The following is a 17358-nucleotide window of genomic DNA, read 5'->3' as shown; positions in this document are numbered from 1 at the left end:
ATTATTGATTTATTAATGAGACGATGAAGTCCTCAAATTCTTTTGTGGAATAGTCGGCCATACCTTTATGGTCAAAAGCAAGCGCTCCTTGCTTATTCAAAACTACTGTAGATGGAATGGATCCACTTAACCAAGTACTTGGAATCTCACTCTCAGGATAATAAATAGGCATATTTAGCTTTTCCTTTTCCATAAAAGCCTTTGCCCCTTCCGCATTGTGCTCAATCTCTACCAACATAAATACCACCTTATCATTATCCTTATACTTGTCATATAATTTTTGAATAGACGGCATTTCTGCACGGCATGGACCACACCAAGTCGCCCAGAAATTGATAAATACGACTTTCCCTTGTAATTCATGGGTTTGGATCCTCTTTCCAGATTCATCGGAAAGGGTAGCTGTTTCCGTCATCACCATAGGAGTAGCAGAAGGCTCTCCAGCGGTTTGTTTTGGAACTGAAGGATTGAAGAGACCAATTTTCATTAGCCCCCTTTGTATAGCTGTTCTGGTCGTTGGTGTTAATACCAAAATTGCCAAAATAATAATAAGAACCCAGGATAAAATATTTTTTGTGTTGTTTTTCTTTTCGGCCATGATTATGAATCAAATTTTTCAAGTTGTTTCACCAAAGTAGCGAAATCTTTCGGATATTCTGCCTCAAAAGCATACTCTTTACCATCCAATGTGAACTTTACTGCTTTAGAATGAAGAGCAAAACGTTTCATGATCGGCAATTCCTCCTGATCCTTAGAAAGTGTAAATCCTCTCTTCTTGATTTGAGAAAGAAAAACTGGTTTTCCACGGTACATCGCATCACCTACAATGGCAGCATGCTGGGTAGCTAGATGGATACGGATCTGGTGCATTCTACCGGTAATAGGTTTACATTCCACCAAGGTATAATGCTTAAAATACTTGATACTATTGAAAATAGTCTCTGCCGGTTTTCCATTATAGCGATCAATGGTCACATTCTTGTTGCCTTGGTTCAAAATCGGTAAGTCTACCACCAAATTCTCGAAAACATGTGTCCCTCCAATCACGGCATGATAAGTTTTATCCACCCTACGTTTTTCGAATTCTATCGACATCAGCCTATAGGTTTCCGGATTTTTTGCGATCAAAAGAACGCCGGATGTATCTTTATCCAAACGGTGACAGACCTGTGCATCGGGAAAATAGTTTTTCGCTAAGCGAAGGATATTGACCTCGTCCCCACCACGTGCATCTAATGATGCCACAAAGGGCGGTTTATTGATAACAATGAGGTTGTCATCCTCGTGTATGATCAGTTCGTTGAATTTCGGGTATTTAAATAGATTTTTCTCTTGTTGAGCCATAACCGCAAAAATAAGAATTATTGCTAATTTTCTATAATTCAGCGTAGTTTAAGCAATAGGTTAACATTCAGGTTGATACTCCTACAAAAATGCCTACTTTTGCAATAAAAGCAATCTAACATGTCAGTAAATAAAGTTATCAAGCGAATTACAACATCTATTATTCGCGATATGAAAAACAGAGGTGAGAAAATCAGTATGCTTACTTCTTATGATTATTCAACCGCAAGAATCCTAGATGATGCCGGTGTTGATATCCTTTTGGTTGGCGATTCAGCAGCCAATGTTTTCGCGGGCTTTGAAACCACCTTGCCTATTACGCTTGACAATATGATCTACCATGCCTCCGCTGTAGCTCGAGCAGCTAAGCGTTCCATGGTCATCGCCGATCTTCCTTTTGGTGAATACCAAGGTTCTACCGAGGATGCTTATAAAGCAGCAGTGAGGATGATGAAAGAATCTGGAGTACATGCCATCAAATTGGAAGGTGGAACGGAAATCATTGACAACATCAAGAAGATTGTCCAATCTGGAATCCCAGTATGTGGACACTTAGGCCTGACCCCGCAATCCATCTATAAGTTTGGTGATTTTGGTGTCCGTGCAAAAGAAGATGCTGAAGCAGCAAAATTAAAAGAAGATGCCTTAGCACTTCAAGAAGCAGGATGTTTTGCGGTAGTTTTGGAAAAAATTCCAGCAGCATTAGCAGGTGAAGTTTCTAAGATGTTAGATATCCCGACCATTGGAATTGGAGCCGGAAACCTTTGCGATGGACAGGTATTGGTCGTGAATGATATGTTAGGTATTACCCAAGAGTTTAAACCTAAATTCTTGAGACAATACTTGAACCTGAATGAAGAAATCAATAATGCAGTTAAGCAATATGTTGCTGACGTAAAATCTTCAACATACCCTAACGAATCTGAACAATACTAATCATGAACAAAATCCTACTTATTGTTATCCTTGTCGGCATATTGATTTACTTCTTATCACGGAGAGTGATGATGAAGGGCAAATCTACTGCAGTTCAAAAAAGCAATAAGCAAGGTTATTTTCTAGTGGAAAGTGGAGCTCCCATTATCCAACGGACAATCAAGAATACCTTGTTCAGTGTAGGGATTGGGGTCGTATTATTCATTATTACGATTGTATTGGCCATGAAGGTGAAGATTATCCTCTTCATGCTGCCGATCAGTCTTTATCTTATGAGCCAATTATTTCTCTTGAATAACCAATTGAAATATGCCAAGGATCAGCGCATTTGGTTCAATCCAAATACCAATGATGTCTTGATCGAGTGGCTGAGTGGAAATAAGGTTTCTTTTAATCTGTTGCGAGATGTCCAACAGGTGCGAGCGGTTAAATCTGTTCAAAAGAACAATCAGATATTATTTGGTTATTATGAACTCAGCGTTCATAATAACCAAGTTTTTGTACCCTTTATATTGGAAGATAATCAGATGAATACACGTTTCTTCAAAACCATGAAAGAAAACTATGCCATCAGCCCTAAATCTTCCCTTTACCCCATTATTTAAGCTTGGGGCAACTTATAGCCATTATGGTAGCCTGCTGCCAGTAATTTGTTAGCTTCTGCTTCTTTAAATCGTTGTTTATCTTTTTCCCAATAGATTTTTTCACCTGTTCTATAAGCAATGTTACCCATTTGGGAGAATTTTGCGATATGGCTACCCACCTCCAATGGCGCATTTAGGATATTGCCATTTTTAGTCCGAATTGCCTCGACAAAATTCTGCATATGCAGATCCAGTCCATTATCAACTTTCTTCTGATAAGGCACAGCCTCCATCCTATCCATCTCAGGAATCACTTCCCATCCATTTCTATCCAATACCAGGGTACCATTGTTGCCGATAAAGGCAATTCCATGTTCACGGCTGTATGGCCCTCCAGAAATACTGGTTGCATGCTCCCACTGTATATTGAAACCATCAAATTCATAAACCGTAGTCAAGGTATCGGGGGTGTCTCCTGCATCATCCGGATATGCAAACTTCCCGCCGGCAGCCATTATTGAATTCGGATCTGAAACTTTCATCCCCAATAAAGCATAATCCAATAGATGCACTCCCCAGTCTGTCATCAAACCACCTGCATAATCCCAATACCACCTAAAATTATAGTGAAAACGATTGGGGTTGAAGGGTCTTGTTTTCGCTGGACCCAACCAAGCTTTATAGTCTACACCTGCTGGTACCGGTCCATCAGGCTCTACCGGAACGCGTTTTTTCCAACCCAAATAAGCCCAAGCTTTTACTAAACGCACCTTTCCTAATTTCCCTGAATGCACAAATTCAATGGCATCTTTAAAATGCTTCTGCGATCTTTGCCATTGGCCCACTTGAACGATGCTATTATACTTGTCTTTTGCAGCTAACATAGCATTGCATTCCACAATGGAATTTCCAATTGGTTTTTCAACATAGACTGCCTTACCAGCTTTACAAGCATCCACTAACATCAGGCAGTGCCAATGATCTGGAGTGCCGATAATAACAGCATCCACTTCAGGATCCTTCAACAATTCTTTATAGTCTTTATAGACTTTAGGTTTTTGACCCAAGCCTTGCAGCTGTTTTTGCCTTTCTTGAATCACCGCATCATCAACATCACATATCGCAGTACAACTTACATTGGAAACTTTGAGGATGGAACTCAAATCTGACCAACCCATCCCCTTGATGCCGATAGCTCCAACGCGTAGGGTAGATTGTTTATTTGTCCTACCATACAATGATGTTAAGTGCAAGGCAGGAAATAACATAGCTGACTTATATATAAAATCTCTTCTTGAAATGCTCATTCGTTTTAGGTTTCTATTAATGTACGGATCTTATTGCAAATTGTACATAATTTTATAACTATTAATGGAAATTATGTAACAATTCTAAACCCAATTCTCTGGAAATTTGTATTAAATAATAATGGTTAATAGCACTATGAAGAATCACACCTATAAAGTAACTGGAATGACCTGCAATGGATGTAGGACAAATGTCGAGAAGAAATTAAATGAGATTCCCGGTGTCAATGCTCAGGTAAGTCTGGAAAAAGCAGAGGCTCATTTGCAAACAGATGAACCGGTCCATATTTCCAACCTTCAGGAAAAACTCAATGAATTGGGCGGTCATTACCAGATCCATAATAATGAATCTGAAAATGTAGGTCCTACTGATAAAACTTTTACCGTAACGGGGATGACCTGTAATGGTTGCAGAACGAATGTGGAAAAGAAACTGAATGAGATACCTACTGTAAAAGCTTCTGTTAATTTAGAAAAAGGCGAAGCACAGATATTATCAGACAGCCCTATTCCTACAGAAGAATTACAGAATAAATTGGATGAGTTAGGCGGACATTATCAGATCCATGAGAAGGGTGCTCATGAGCATAAACATCATCATGCACATGAACCCGAGCTATCAGAAAGCGGCCAATATATCTGTCCGATGTTCTGTGAAGGAAAGGACAAGATTTATCATGAACCAGGAAGATGCCCGGTTTGTAATATGCACCTTCGTCCAATAGAAAAAGTTGATTTCAATGCTCCTTCTCACCAGCATCAGGCGCAACCTACGGTCAATGCCAGTAATGCAGGGAAATACTATTGTCCAATGATGTGCGAAGGAGACAAAGTCTATGATAAATTTGGTTCTTGTCCTGTTTGTGGAATGAATTTGGAAAAAATTCCTGATACCACATTGAAAGTGGAATATACTTGTCCCATGCACCCTGAAATCGTCCAAGATCATCCTGGCGATTGCCCCATCTGTGGAATGGAGCTTGTCCCGAATCAGGTGACAGAAGAAGACGACCAACATTATCGTGATCTATTGAAGAAATTCTGGATTTCTGTAGCTTGTACAGTGCCCGTTTTTATTCTATCTATGGGTGATATGCTACCCGGACAACCCATCAGTCAGGTTATTCCCTATAAGGTCAATGCTTGGCTGCAATTGATTTTGACATTACCTGTCGTTTTCTATACCTGCTGGATGTTCTTCCAACGTGCTTGGACCTCTTTCAAGACTTGGAACTTAAATATGTTCAGCTTGATTGGTTTAGGAGCAGCAGCGGCATTTATTTTTAGTTTATTGGCTTTCTTTTTCCCGCAAATCTTCCCAGAAGAATTAAAGGGCCACCATGGCGAGGTTCATCTTTATTTTGAATCTGTTGTGGTTATCCTCACATTGGTTCTTCTAGGACAGGTGATGGAAGCGAAAGCCCATTCCAAAACAAATACCGCTATCAAGGAACTGATCAAACTTAGTCCCGCTGAGGCCATCCTTGTTGAAAATGGCAAAGAAAGAAAAATTTCTATCCATGATGTTAAAGTTGGTAATATCCTAAGGGTAAGAGCAGGAGACAAAGTACCTGTTGATGGGGTTGTTACAGAAGGTAACACCTCGATTGACGAAGCCATGATCACTGGAGAACCAATACCTGTTGAAAAATCAAAGGATGATCAGGTTATCGGAGGAACAATAAACGGAAACCATGAAATCTTGATCAAAGCTGAGAAGGTAGGTTCAGAGACCTTGCTGGCTCAAATCATCCAACTGGTGAATAATGCCAGCCGTAGCCAACCACCTATTCAAAAACTGACCGATAAGGTTTCTAAGATATTTGTACCAGCTGTTATTGCCATCGCGATCCTGACCTTTATTCTTTGGAATATTTCAGCAGTTCCAAACAGTACTGCCATGGCATTCTCAAACATGCTGGCAGTATTGATCGTTGCCTGTCCATGTGCATTGGGTCTTGCAACGCCCATGTCAGTTATGGTCGGTATTGGAAAAGGAGCAAAAAATGGAATCCTGATCAAGAATTCGGAAGCACTGGAAAAGCTTGAAAAAGCGAATGTATTGGTCGTGGACAAAACCGGTACCATTACAGAAGGAAAACCTTCCGTTTCAGAGGTGACTTCTGAAAACGATAAGTTCTCAGTGAATGACATTTTACAGATCGCCGCATCGGTCAACAAAAACAGCACCCATCCTTTAGCGCAGGCGATGACAGATAAAGCCAAAGAAAATGGTTTGCAGCTTTTAGATGTTGCCCAATTTGAAAACATCTCCGGTAAAGGAGTCAAAGGACATATCTTCCACATGACTGCCCTTCTTGGCACGCCAAGATTAATGGAAGAACAGAAAATCGAAGTCAGCAAAGACCAACTCCAAAAGATTGAGGTATTACAGAAAAAAGGAAATTCTGTTTCAGTACTTGCCATAGACGGTAAAGTCGCAGGTTTGGTTGCCGCATTTGATGCCTTGAAAAAGAGCAGTATTGATGTAATCAAAAGATTCAAGGAAGAAGGTGTTGAGGTCTATATGTTCACCGGTGACAACCAGAACACAGCCGATATCGTTGCTAAGGAAGCAGGTATCGAACATGCCAAAGGAAGTTTATTACCAGAGGACAAATTAAACGGCATCAAAGAATTACAACAGGCAGGCAAAAAAGTTATTATGGTTGGCGACGGTATCAATGATGCCCCAGCATTGACACAAGCCGATGTTGGTATCGCGATGGGCACCGGAACAGATGTTGCCATCCAAAGTTCAGAGATCACCTTAATCAAAGGAGACCTAATCGGAGTGCACAAAGCCTTTAAGCTAAGTAAATCTATGCTGAGGAACATCAAGCAAAACCTATTGTTTGCCTTTTTATACAATGTCATCGGCATTCCGATAGCAGCAGGTATTTTATATCCATCTTTTGGGATTTTAATGTCACCAATGATCGCCGCAGCAGCCATGAGTTTAAGTTCAGTATCCGTAATTGTCAATTCATTACGATTAAATGCAGTAAAATTGGATTAAGGAGAAAGAGGATTTGTTTGTCAGATTGTAAACCGAATAACCCCTATCGGGGTTCCTTTATTTTAGCTGACATGGCACGTTAGCCTGGAAGTCGCGCAAAAACGCTGTTCGATTAATCGAACAGCGTTTTTGCATTAGTCCTATTTTGTTCAATACCATTGCTAAAATAATTCTGCCCTTCCAGGGCAGAATGTCGCTAAAAATGACTTTCTTTTTCGGGGTCATCCTGACGCATAGCTCAAGAAGTAAATGATCTTGGTCCATCCTCCTATCCCATAAATCCTGGTTCAAAACCAGTTCTTGGTTCATCCTCCCATCCCATTAATCCTGGTTCATACCCAATTCTTGGTCCATCCTCCTATCCCATTAATCCTGGTTCAATCCCTTCCCCTCATTTCATTCACTTTCTTCGCCAGCAACAGATGCGATCCCAATCCCATCATTGCAAAACTAACCCCAACCACACATACCCCTGTCCAGCCTGCAATTCCCCATGCCTGGGCTGCCAGCCAGGAACCAAAAGACCCTCCAATAAAATAGGTCACCATATAAACCGTATTCAATCTGCTTGTAGCAGGCGTCTTGATGGCAAAATAATCGGATTGGTTCATAATATGGGAGGATTGCAAACCCAGATCAATCAAGATAATCCCGATTACCAGTCCTAGATAGGTATTTCCCATAAAATAGATAAAGAACCAACTCAAAAAAAGAATAACCAATGAAACGGTAATTATTTTATGGCGAGACCATACTTTATTTAATTTTCCAACAAATGCGGCACCTAAAGCTCCTGCTGCACCAATCAAACCAAAGGTACCTGCAACGGATGGCCCAACCTCAAATGGGGGCTCGTTTAAATGAAAGGCTAAGGTTGTAAATACGGCACATAGAGAAGCAAAACTTACTGCACCCCTGAAGGAGGCCAGTTGTAATATAGGTTGCGATTTTGCCAAATCCCAAACCGACTTCATTAAGGAAGCGTAATTCCCTTTGAAGTTAGGTTTCATTTCTGGTAACATGCGATAGATAAATACCCAAGAAACCAACATGAGACCTGCTGCCCCAAAATAAATACTTCGCCAGCCCCATATATCCCCGACTATCCCTCCTATAAACCGGGACAACAAGATCCCCATCAACAATCCTGACATAACCATACCGATATTCTGGGATCTATTTTCTGAATCGGATAGATCGGCAACCATGGGCACAAAGAGCTGTGGAATTACCGAGGTACATCCGATCAGGAAACTAGCCATGGAGATCATCCATAACTCTCTGGATAATGCCATCCACAGCAAGGCGAGGAACACCAATATCAAATCAAACAGTATCAGCTTTTTCCTAAAAAGTTTATCACCCAATGGGATGATCATCAACAAACCAAAAGCATATCCCAACTGGGTAAGCACTGTAATCTTACTAATGGCTGATTCAGAAACTTCAAATTCCGAAGCCATCTCTGCCAATAAGGGTTGATTATAATAATTATTCGCCACCACTACCCCTGATACAACCGTCATGAGCCATAACATCGATTTTGAAAGCTTGGGATGTCCGCTTATTTCCATAGATTTTATTAATATCGTAAATCTAAAGATTCTATACTTGGTTTGGATTTAAAACTTATAATTTGTGAATCTTCTTATATTGCTGTAACGCCTCAAGCGCTCAGCAGAATCCATAAAAGGATCTTCGCTTACACCTAATCCTTCCTACCTGACAAGCAAAATGATATTTTGACAGCATGGATTTCCCGAAATCCATGACAAATTGGCTATTATTTTAACTTTTTTCAGCTAAAGAAATAAGCTATGTTTTGATGATTGTTTGTTAATTGTCATTAAAAAAAGAGTGTAATAATTTAAACTCACTGTATTTCAATGCATTATTGGATTCTTGGAAAAAATAGTTGCTTAAACACCTATGCCATTTAACAAGTTGGTACAGAGATTGACTATTTGACCATATATGACAATAAAGTCAAACAATTAATATTGAAATCATGAAAAAATTATTACTTACATTATCTGCTGTAGCAGTATTAGGATTAGCAGCAAATGCACAAACTGAAAAAGGTAAATTTATGTTAGGTGGCCAAGTTAGCTACCAAGGTCAATCTATTAAAGATTCAGATGCAAAATCAAATGAGTTCAGCATTATCCCTAATGTGGGTTACTTTGTAGCAGATAATATTGCAGTAGGTACTGGTATTGGTTACTCTTGGGCTGAAAACAAAGATGCTGCCAATACTAAAAACACCAACTCTTCTTTTGTTCTTGCGCCTTTCGGTAGAATGTACAGTAACAATGAAGGTCCTGTTAAATTCTTCGGTCAGTTAACTGTTCCTATGGCATGGGGTACTCAAGAAGTAAATGGTGATAAAACTGCTACAACTGCAAACTACGGTGTTGAATTAGCTCCAGGTGTGGCTTACTTCCCTACTTCAAACTTAGGTATTGAGTTTAAAGTAAGAGGTTTGTTCTACAACAACGGTTCTACTACTAATGAAGCTACTGATGCAAAAACTACAGTTAATTCTTACGGATTGAACGTAAATTCATTAGCTCCAACTGTTGGTGTTACTTTTCACTTTTAATCGATAATAATTATCATAAATAAAGGGATTGCCTAAATGGGCAATCCCTTTATTTTTTACCTGCTTTTCTCCAAATGTGCTAGTTTTCCATTCAGATGGGCAAGGCAAATTGTTTCAATAGATTGGCCAATTTTACTTCTTCAATTTCGGTTTTCTTCACCCAACGGATTTCCCGCAGTTCGGCATGTGGTTCGATCTGTTCGAATTGATCCACAAATTCACATTGAAAAACATAGCCCCGGACCGTTTTTCCCGCTTCATTGACGGCTTGGGCTTCATGCACACCTAGGAGCTTACAATGCTGTTCCTTCAGGAGGATATGCAATTCTTCGTTCAGTTCTCGGATCAAACTATCCACAGGTCGCTCTTCTCCTTCAATCTTACCCCCCGGAAGCTGATAATAGCTGGAACCATTCTTTTGAACGGCCAATAACTCGTCCTGTTTATTAATGACGACTCCAACGGCGATGGTGATGTAGTTATTTGGCTTCATTTGATGAATTTGAGAATTAATTTCCAAATTTCCGAAATAATGGAATGATTTTTAGTATTCAATAGGTTGATATTGAAGTTAATTCTATTTTTGCATCAAAACTAGATTACAATCCACTAAAAAACACCAAACTAGCGAATGAAAAATTACTTTTTCTGGTCCTTACTTTTTGCTTTATTAATCGTCGCATCCTGTAAGAACTCGTCAAAAACCACTAGTGCTGCTGAGAAAAGAAAGCAAGATTCCATAGAAAGAGTTAAAAAAGCTCAAGAAGAAGCCGAAAGAGCAGAAAGGGAAAGACCTCGAACTGCAGCTGACATCAAACTGGAAAAAGATCTACAATACGACAAACACTCTTTAGAGGAAACCTATCCATACAAGGATACTACCCGCCAATTCCAGATCGAAAAGATCAAGGAGAAATTGGCCTTCATCGAAAATTTCCAAAGGGCTCCCCATCAATATGGTGTCCTTCAAAACTATAAGAACCGCAATGGCGAAGCTGCTGTGGTGGAAAACTTCGTCCGCAATGCCTATAAACGTGTATCGGATACCTTAGGTACTGAAAAATATCAATCTGCTCCGTTATACCAAGCTGAAGACAGTAAAAAGCCGTCCATTTATGGTCGCGATGGATCTTTGGTAAGCTTAGAAAGCCCAGACACCCTAAAGATGGTCAAAGTCAATGGGATCTCCTTCGAAGGAACCTGGTTTGTGCCTAAAAGATATGTTAAATCTATTGGCGATTCGTTAAAAATCACCCATGTCAACATCGTCGATGTTACAAACCAAAATATTATGACGGTGGAGAGAACGGGTGAAAATGAATGGAAAATCCGCAGTATGAACCCCGCAACATCGGGTCAGCACAATCCTCCACACCAGATGGAAACACCGGTTGGAATCTTTATGGTGCAGGAACAAAAACCAAAAATGTTCTATTATGGGGATGGAACGACGACCATTGAAGGATTTGCGCCATATGCGTCCCGATTCACCAATGGAGGCTATATTCACGGTGTTCCGGTGAATAATCCAAAAGGTAAGATAGTGGAGTATTCATGGTCATTGGGTACGACACCAAGGTCACATATGTGTGTCAGAAATGCGTCATCTCATGCCAAGTTTGTTTACGACACGTCAAAACCCTTTAAATCACTGGTGGTTGTGATTGACTAAAACCTTATTTAACACTTTGATTGTCATATTTTTCCTAGCTTTGTAAAAAGAGACTAGGAAAATGTGCTTATGAATAAACTATTGCTTATTTCATTATGGGCTATTGCGACCTCCACAATAACAGGAGACCTAAACATCACTCCGCAAGTAAATGCTCCTAAAGAAATCACACAGACAAAAGTAGAAGTAGTAAAAGATCCAGTTAAAGAATTATATGATGAAATGAAACTGCAAGGGATCATTAAATGGGACGCCTTCGAACAAGCTATGCAAGGCTACCAGCAATTGAACCCCAAGAACAGGAACATCATGACCATCATTGATTTCACCTTGCCTTCAACCGATAAAAGAATGTATGTTCTGGACATGAAAGCCAAAAAGCTTTTATACCACAATATCGTATCCCATGGCAGAAACAGCGGTGAAAAATTTGCAACATCTTTTTCTAACAAACACGGATCTTTCCAAAGTTCACTAGGGTTCTACTATGCTGAAGAAACCTATTACGGTGGAAATGGATTCTCTCTACGCTTGGACGGACTTGAAAAAGGAATCAATGATCAAGCAAGACCTAGAGCCATCGTGGTTCATGGTGCAGATTATTGCAGTACAGATATCATTAAATCAACGGGAAGATTAGGAAGAAGCTACGGCTGCCCTGCCCTACCTCGCGAATTGACCAAACCAATCATCAATACGATCAAAGGTGGAAGTCTGATGTACATATACGCTGGAAACAAAGATTATCTAGCGTCTACTAAATTTGTAAAGAAACATCCTTTGGAACCAACTTCTACATTGATTGCTACGCAACATGATGAAGAAACTGGAAAGTCTAAAACTGTTTTGAACTAAGAATTTAGTATAAAGTATTTAGTATTTAGACGGAGGTTCCGATAAAAAATAAAGATCATGGATCTGGTTATTGCAACTGGGTCCATGATCTTTTTTTTGTCTAGGTATCTAGACTTATAGAAGTACTGAGAAAATTCTCTACATTCGAATAGAAAATATTCATTCTTTTTTTGCAAAGAAAAAATTCTTCCAGCAACAATGAATTTCAATTATTATTTGGATTCAAATAAAGAAATCAGAAGGTCATTATTCCTGGATAGAATTATAGCTAAAATACCCACCTTATTCGAGGCATATTCGAGACATATTCGAGAATCATTCGGGAATTTACTGGATTGAATAGGGAATTGATCCCAGACACATTTTCAAATTTCCGAATGTGTCTCGAATATGGTCAAAGTGAGACCCGACTAATATCTACGAAAAAGGCCATGATAAAATCATGACCTTAAAATCTTAATATTTCTATAATCCAGACTAGCTGCTGAAGTATGCTCTAACATTCTTACCTTCCATCCAGTTCATAAAGGCACGGTTTACAACCTTGTTACCTCCAGGTGTTGGGTAGTTACCCGAGAAGTACCAGTCGCCTTTGTGGTTTGGACAAGCGATATGTAAATTATCCAGAGTTTGGAATACAACTTCCAACTCCGCGTTCAGGTTATGAGGTTTTACGATCCTGGAAATCTCTTGGGAGATCTGTTCATCGGTAAACGGCTCATAGATTGCTTTTACGTAGTTTTCAACCTGATCCTTCGGCATCGTTGTGGAAGCCAAACATTTCTGGTAGACCTCATCGATGATGTGGGCCAACCCATTCTTGCGCAATAAAGCGATAGCGGCCTCAAATGCCACGAACTCGGACATCCTGGACATATCGATACCATAACAGTCCGGATAACGAATCTGAGGGGCTGAGGATACGATTACGATTTTCTTAGGGTGTAGACGATCGAGGATAGTCAGGATACTTTGTTTTAAAGTCGTTCCCCTCACGATGGAGTCATCGATGGCAACGATGGTATCTTCATGGTCATTTACGATACCGTAAGTTGTATCATAGACATGTTGTACCATATCTTGGCGATCTGCATCTTGGGTGATGAAGGTACGAAGCTTAGCATCTTTCACGTTCAATTTCTCGAAACGTGGTTTCAGATCCAATACTTCATTCAACTCCTCATCAGAGATTTTATCAGTACGGTTCAAAAGCGCCTCTTTTTGGCAATTTCTCACGTGCTGGTTGATTCCTTCCATCATACCATAGTAAGATACTTCGGCAGTATTCGGGATGAAAGAGAATACAGTATTCTTGATGTCGTTGTCGATGCTCTTCAATACCTGAGGGATCAACAATTTACCTAGTGATTTACGTTCTTGGTAGATATCTGCGTCTGAACCTCTAGAGAAATAGATTCTTTCGAAAGAACAGGACATTTGTTCTACCGGCTGTCTGAACATTTCTTCGGAAACCGTACCGTCCTTCTTAGCGATCAAGGCATGGCCTGGTTTGATCTCTTTTACTGCAGTCAATGGGATATTGAAAGCCGTTTGGATTACCGGTCTTTCCGATGCTACCACCAATACTTCATCATCTTGGTAGTAGAATGCCGGACGGATACCTGCTGGGTCACGCATTACGAATGCATCCCCATGACCGAAAATACCGGCGATGGTATAACCACCATCCCAAGTTTTCGCGGAGCGGGTCAATATTTTGGCAACATCCAGGTTTTTCCCGATCTGCGCAGAGATCTCAATATTGGAATAACCATCCTGTTTGAATTTGTCGAAAAGTTTTTGGTTTTCTTCATCTAGGAAGTGACCGATTTTTTCCAGTACCGTAACTGTATCCGCTTGTTCCTTAGGGTGCTGTCCTAGGTCGTACAATTGTTGCAAAAGCTCATCAACATTGGTCATGTTGAAGTTCCCTGCTACTACGAGGTTTCTGGACATCCAGTTGTTCTGTCTAAGGAATGGATGACAGCTTTCAATACTGTTTTTACCATGTGTGCCGTAACGCAAATGGCCTAATAACACTTCGCCCGTGAAGCTAACATTGTCTTTCAACCATTGGGTATCCTTGGATTCCTCTGGGTAAGCCTTGTTAACCGCAGCGAACTTCTTCTGAACGTATTCGAAGATTTCGGCAACTGCCGAAGACCCCATAGCTCTGTATCGGGAGATATAGCGGTTACCAGGCTTGACATCGAATTTAATCGTCGCAATCCCCGCACCATCTTGGCCTCTATTGTGCTGCTTTTCCATAAGCAGGTACAATTTGTTGATGCCGTAATAGGGCGTACCGTATTTTTCTTGATAATAAGATAGGGGTTTTAGTAGTCGGATTAGTGCGATACCGCACTCGTGTTTTATAGCGTCACTCATATCTTGAATTGATGGCACAAAGGTACGGAATTTTGAAAAAATATCAGATACATCTTAATGTAAAAAATATTTAGCTATAAGAAAGACATTAGACAATAGACATAAGACACAAGACCTGAAATATGGGAAATCAATGCCAAAATAAAGTGGAGGTACTTCTATTCAATAATCTAATGGAAAAAGAATTTTGTATGGTTGGGAGTATTAGATATGCCCAACCATACAAGATCTTCAGCACTGTGGCTCTGCCATTAAGGATTAACGACTTTTGCTGTCGTGTATTCGATAAACTTTTCACGTCTAGAAACAAACTCTGCCTTTTCTATCCGCTGCCAAGTCATATAGCTATTGACCATGATGCCGTCCGAAAGGATCGGTTCTACGGACTTCAGGTACAGGATATCACCTTCAAAATCAATCTTGCGCTCCTGATACTGACCTTCCCAATTCGGGAACGATGAGGTCGTAATGGAATACTGTACGATTGCATTATTGTTGTCGATCTTATAGGAACCAGCAAAAGCTATAAAGCCTTTGACCTGCTCTTGGATTTCTTTTTCATTTGCCAAATAGCGATCCTCAGATGCATATTGACTGCGTTCTGAACTTGAAATCTGAACTGACATAAATCCATCAGCTCCATACATTAATAATCCCTTTGGAGATTGGCCCATCGGGAATATTGAATCTGCACCTTTAATCGGTACTTCTATATAAGATAGTAGTTGCCATGTGCCTACTAATTCATTCTTCAATGTTGTCATTTAGGGGTTATTGTTTGCCATTATAACGGCGATTCTTCATTTATAGTTTGTAACATTCTTTATATAGATATTTCCGTGACAAATGAAACATCTGTATATTCGGTAAACAAGTTTTAGACCAACATTGGCACCCAAAAAACAAGAAATGCTTAATCCCTTGACTATGAACAAGAATTGTTATTGCGGTTCTGGAAAGAATTACGAAGATTGTTGCGAAAAAGTACATCATGACCTAAAAACTGCTGGATCCGCCGAGCAGCTGATGCGTGCAAGATATACGGCTTTCTGTCTATCCTTGGTCGATTTCCTGTACCATTCCTTCCATCCCAACAGCAGGCGCTTCCAGAAAAAAACCGAGATCGAACAATGGAGCAAAGAGAACAAATGGGAAGGTTTGGAAATCATAAAAGCGACCGAAAACACGGTAGAATTCAAGGCATTTTTCACAGATCCATTTGCTGAAAAACAGGTCCACCATGAGAAATCCAGGTTCCAAAAACTCCAAGGAACTTGGTATTATTTAGATGGCAAGATAATTGCCTGAGCAATATTCTGAATATGGAGGGTTTGGATTTTATTGAAAATTAGTAAATTAGTAAATAACTAAATATTTAAACTATGGGAAAGTTTGTAATTTCAACTAGGAAGAATGGGGAGTTCCAGTTCAACCTAAAAGCTGCAAATGGACAGGTCATTCTGAGCAGTGAAGGTTATACCACAAAAGCAGCTTGTGAAAATGGCGTGCAGTCCGTTAAGAAAAATTCACAAGACAGTTCAAAATTTGATAAGTTAACAGCCAAGAACGGTAAGTTTTACTTCAACCTAAAAGCTGGTAATGGTCAGATCATCGGAACAAGCGAAATGTACGAAAGTGAAGCTGGCCGTAGCAATGGCATCAAATCAATTCAAGAAAACGCTCCTGACGCAAGTATTGACGATACAACAGTTTAATATTCGAAAATATTATTTTGGAGAGCCACAAAGATTGTGGCTTTTTTTTGTGCCATGAGTAGATTTTTTTGGGTAAGCGTGGTGGTTTCCAGAAGGGTATTGGAGCTAAATAGGTAGACTCCATATTTGGAAAGCCTCCAGCGGAGTGGAATATTTCCCTATAAAACTTGTTCGTTACTTTTGGAGCCCAAAAGTAACCAAACCGACGAAGGAGCTCACGGATACCAAAAACAACTCGAGTCCGTAACGGCTTTGGCTCATTTAAGGATTACCGATCTCATTGTTACTTTTGAAGCGCAAAAGTAACCAAAACGCTTTGGCCCATTTAAGGTGGCTTTTCGCACAGTCATCCGCACATGAAAAGAATGCCTTGTTGTCGGGAATATCTTTCAAAAGATCATCCCTTTTGATGGGATGATCTTTTGAAAGCATTCCAAGGCCAATCCTATCGCACAGGGCATCGGCATTCTTTCCATTTTTCCGCCAAGGAAATGAGCCGGGGGCTAAAGGGCTTCCCGCGGAAGGATAGATGTTTGCTTAGGTAGGCAACCCCCAGAGAGGGTGACATCTTTATAGAAAATTGAATCGCTTAAAGGATAACCCCTAGCGGGGGTGTAATATTTTTCCAAAAATCTTCTTTAACGCTATAAAAAATAGTTCCCTCATCTTACGATTTCGGGATGACAAGGATCTTAAAAAAAATAGATTCTTCGCTGCGCTCTGAATCCCTCTCTGGGACACTTCCAATTCTGAACGATGAGTGAAGAATCTGTACGAAAATGTCCCAAAACATGCTTGTCATCGTAAGTTTGAGAAAGTATAATTGGAGATCAATCGACAGAATATTATTTTGTTGGTCTATTTGATGATCCAGCCGAGAGAGGGAACAAGACTTTAACTTGTCATTGGTCATAAAGACCCCGGAGGATGTTAGTC

The 17358-nt window shown here is 40.1% G+C and carries 16 protein-coding genes; 8 read left to right on the top strand and 8 right to left on the bottom strand.

Annotated features, from left to right (window positions below):
* Window position 1: 1 nt before the first annotated feature.
* Both ACK2WI_RS06440 and ACK2WI_RS06435 read right to left on the bottom strand, forming a co-directional pair.
* Window positions 2-487, bottom strand: a complete 486-nt coding sequence (locus ACK2WI_RS06440) for a TlpA disulfide reductase family protein (protein WP_236736490.1) — start codon at window positions 485-487, stop codon at window positions 2-4.
* Window positions 488-600: 113 nt separating this feature from the next.
* Window positions 601-1344, bottom strand: coding sequence for an RluA family pseudouridine synthase (locus tag ACK2WI_RS06435; protein WP_093098007.1), 744 nt, complete (start codon window positions 1342-1344; stop codon window positions 601-603).
* A 120-nt stretch (window positions 1345-1464) separates the two neighbouring features.
* On the opposite strand from ACK2WI_RS06435, the gene panB reads away from it, so the two are divergent.
* Window positions 1465-2280, top strand: coding sequence for a 3-methyl-2-oxobutanoate hydroxymethyltransferase (gene panB / locus ACK2WI_RS06430; protein WP_313368864.1), 816 nt, complete (start codon window positions 1465-1467; stop codon window positions 2278-2280).
* Window positions 2281-2282: 2 nt separating this feature from the next.
* Complete coding sequence (locus ACK2WI_RS06425; RefSeq protein ID WP_139185469.1) at window positions 2283-2885, top strand: hypothetical protein; 603 nt, start codon at window positions 2283-2285, stop codon at window positions 2883-2885.
* Here the strand turns inward: ACK2WI_RS06425 and ACK2WI_RS06420 are convergent.
* The gene (locus ACK2WI_RS06420) at window positions 2882-4171 is read right to left on the bottom strand and encodes a Gfo/Idh/MocA family protein (protein WP_409150130.1); all 1290 of its coding nucleotides are present in this window, start codon (window positions 4169-4171) and stop codon (window positions 2882-2884) included. The two genes, ACK2WI_RS06425 and ACK2WI_RS06420, sit on opposite strands and share 4 nt — an antisense overlap.
* A 136-nt stretch (window positions 4172-4307) precedes the next feature.
* Between ACK2WI_RS06420 and ACK2WI_RS06415 the strand changes: the two genes are divergently transcribed.
* Entirely contained in the window at window positions 4308-7190 is a 2883-nt protein-coding gene (locus ACK2WI_RS06415; protein ID WP_409150129.1) for a heavy metal translocating P-type ATPase, read from the top strand.
* A 377-nt stretch (window positions 7191-7567) separates the two neighbouring features.
* Here the strand turns inward: ACK2WI_RS06415 and ACK2WI_RS06410 are convergent, their stop codons facing one another.
* Window positions 7568-8716: an MFS transporter gene (locus ACK2WI_RS06410; RefSeq protein WP_409150128.1), complete on the bottom strand. Its 1149-nt coding sequence runs from the start codon at window positions 8714-8716 to the stop codon at window positions 7568-7570.
* Between the two features lie 482 nt (window positions 8717-9198).
* Here ACK2WI_RS06410 and ACK2WI_RS06405 point away from each other — a divergent pair, with 482 nt between their 5' ends.
* Window positions 9199-9792, top strand: a complete 594-nt coding sequence (locus ACK2WI_RS06405) for an outer membrane beta-barrel protein (protein WP_093098016.1) — start codon at window positions 9199-9201, stop codon at window positions 9790-9792.
* Window positions 9793-9883: 91 nt separating this feature from the next.
* On the opposite strand, the gene ACK2WI_RS06400 is transcribed toward ACK2WI_RS06405, so the two are convergent.
* The gene (locus ACK2WI_RS06400; protein ID WP_409150127.1) at window positions 9884-10285 is read right to left on the bottom strand and encodes an NUDIX hydrolase; all 402 of its coding nucleotides are present in this window, start codon (window positions 10283-10285) and stop codon (window positions 9884-9886) included.
* Window positions 10286-10423: 138 nt separating this feature from the next.
* Here ACK2WI_RS06400 and ACK2WI_RS06395 point away from each other — a divergent pair, with 138 nt between their 5' ends.
* On the top strand, window positions 10424-11464 hold the full coding sequence (locus ACK2WI_RS06395) for a L,D-transpeptidase (protein WP_093098019.1): 1041 nt from the start codon (window positions 10424-10426) through the stop codon (window positions 11462-11464).
* A 69-nt stretch (window positions 11465-11533) separates the two neighbouring features.
* Window positions 11534-12319 carry a murein L,D-transpeptidase catalytic domain family protein gene (locus tag ACK2WI_RS06390; protein WP_236736492.1) on the top strand — a complete coding sequence of 262 codons (786 nt, stop codon included), beginning with the start codon at window positions 11534-11536 and terminating at the stop codon, window positions 12317-12319.
* A gap of 477 nt (window positions 12320-12796) precedes the next feature.
* Here ACK2WI_RS06390 and ACK2WI_RS06385 read toward each other — a convergent pair whose 3' ends face one another.
* Window positions 12797-14707, bottom strand: a complete 1911-nt coding sequence (locus ACK2WI_RS06385) for a class II glutamine amidotransferase (RefSeq protein WP_093098021.1) — start codon at window positions 14705-14707, stop codon at window positions 12797-12799.
* Window positions 14708-14958: 251 nt separating this feature from the next.
* Window positions 14959-15471, bottom strand: a complete 513-nt coding sequence (locus ACK2WI_RS06380; protein ID WP_093098022.1) for a lipocalin-like domain-containing protein — start codon at window positions 15469-15471, stop codon at window positions 14959-14961.
* A gap of 163 nt (window positions 15472-15634) precedes the next feature.
* Here ACK2WI_RS06380 and ACK2WI_RS06375 point away from each other — a divergent pair, with 163 nt between their 5' ends.
* Window positions 15635-16015, top strand: coding sequence for a YchJ family protein (locus tag ACK2WI_RS06375; protein WP_409150126.1), 381 nt, complete (start codon window positions 15635-15637; stop codon window positions 16013-16015).
* A 74-nt stretch (window positions 16016-16089) separates the two neighbouring features.
* A complete protein-coding gene (locus tag ACK2WI_RS06370; protein WP_093098024.1) occupies window positions 16090-16422 on the top strand; it encodes a YegP family protein in 333 nt (110 codons plus the stop codon).
* 261 nt (window positions 16423-16683) lie between these two features.
* Here ACK2WI_RS06370 and ACK2WI_RS06365 read toward each other — a convergent pair whose 3' ends face one another.
* On the bottom strand, window positions 16684-16854 hold the full coding sequence (locus ACK2WI_RS06365; RefSeq protein WP_409150125.1) for a hypothetical protein: 171 nt from the start codon (window positions 16852-16854) through the stop codon (window positions 16684-16686).
* Window positions 16855-17358: the final 504 nt, after the last annotated feature.

The organism is Sphingobacterium sp. BS-2, assembly GCF_046161205.1.
Taxonomy (GTDB): Bacteria; Bacteroidota; Bacteroidia; order Sphingobacteriales; family Sphingobacteriaceae; genus Sphingobacterium; species Sphingobacterium mizutaii.
The sequence above is the reverse complement of the archived record's forward strand: the minus strand, read 5'-3'. Positions and strand labels throughout refer to the sequence as shown.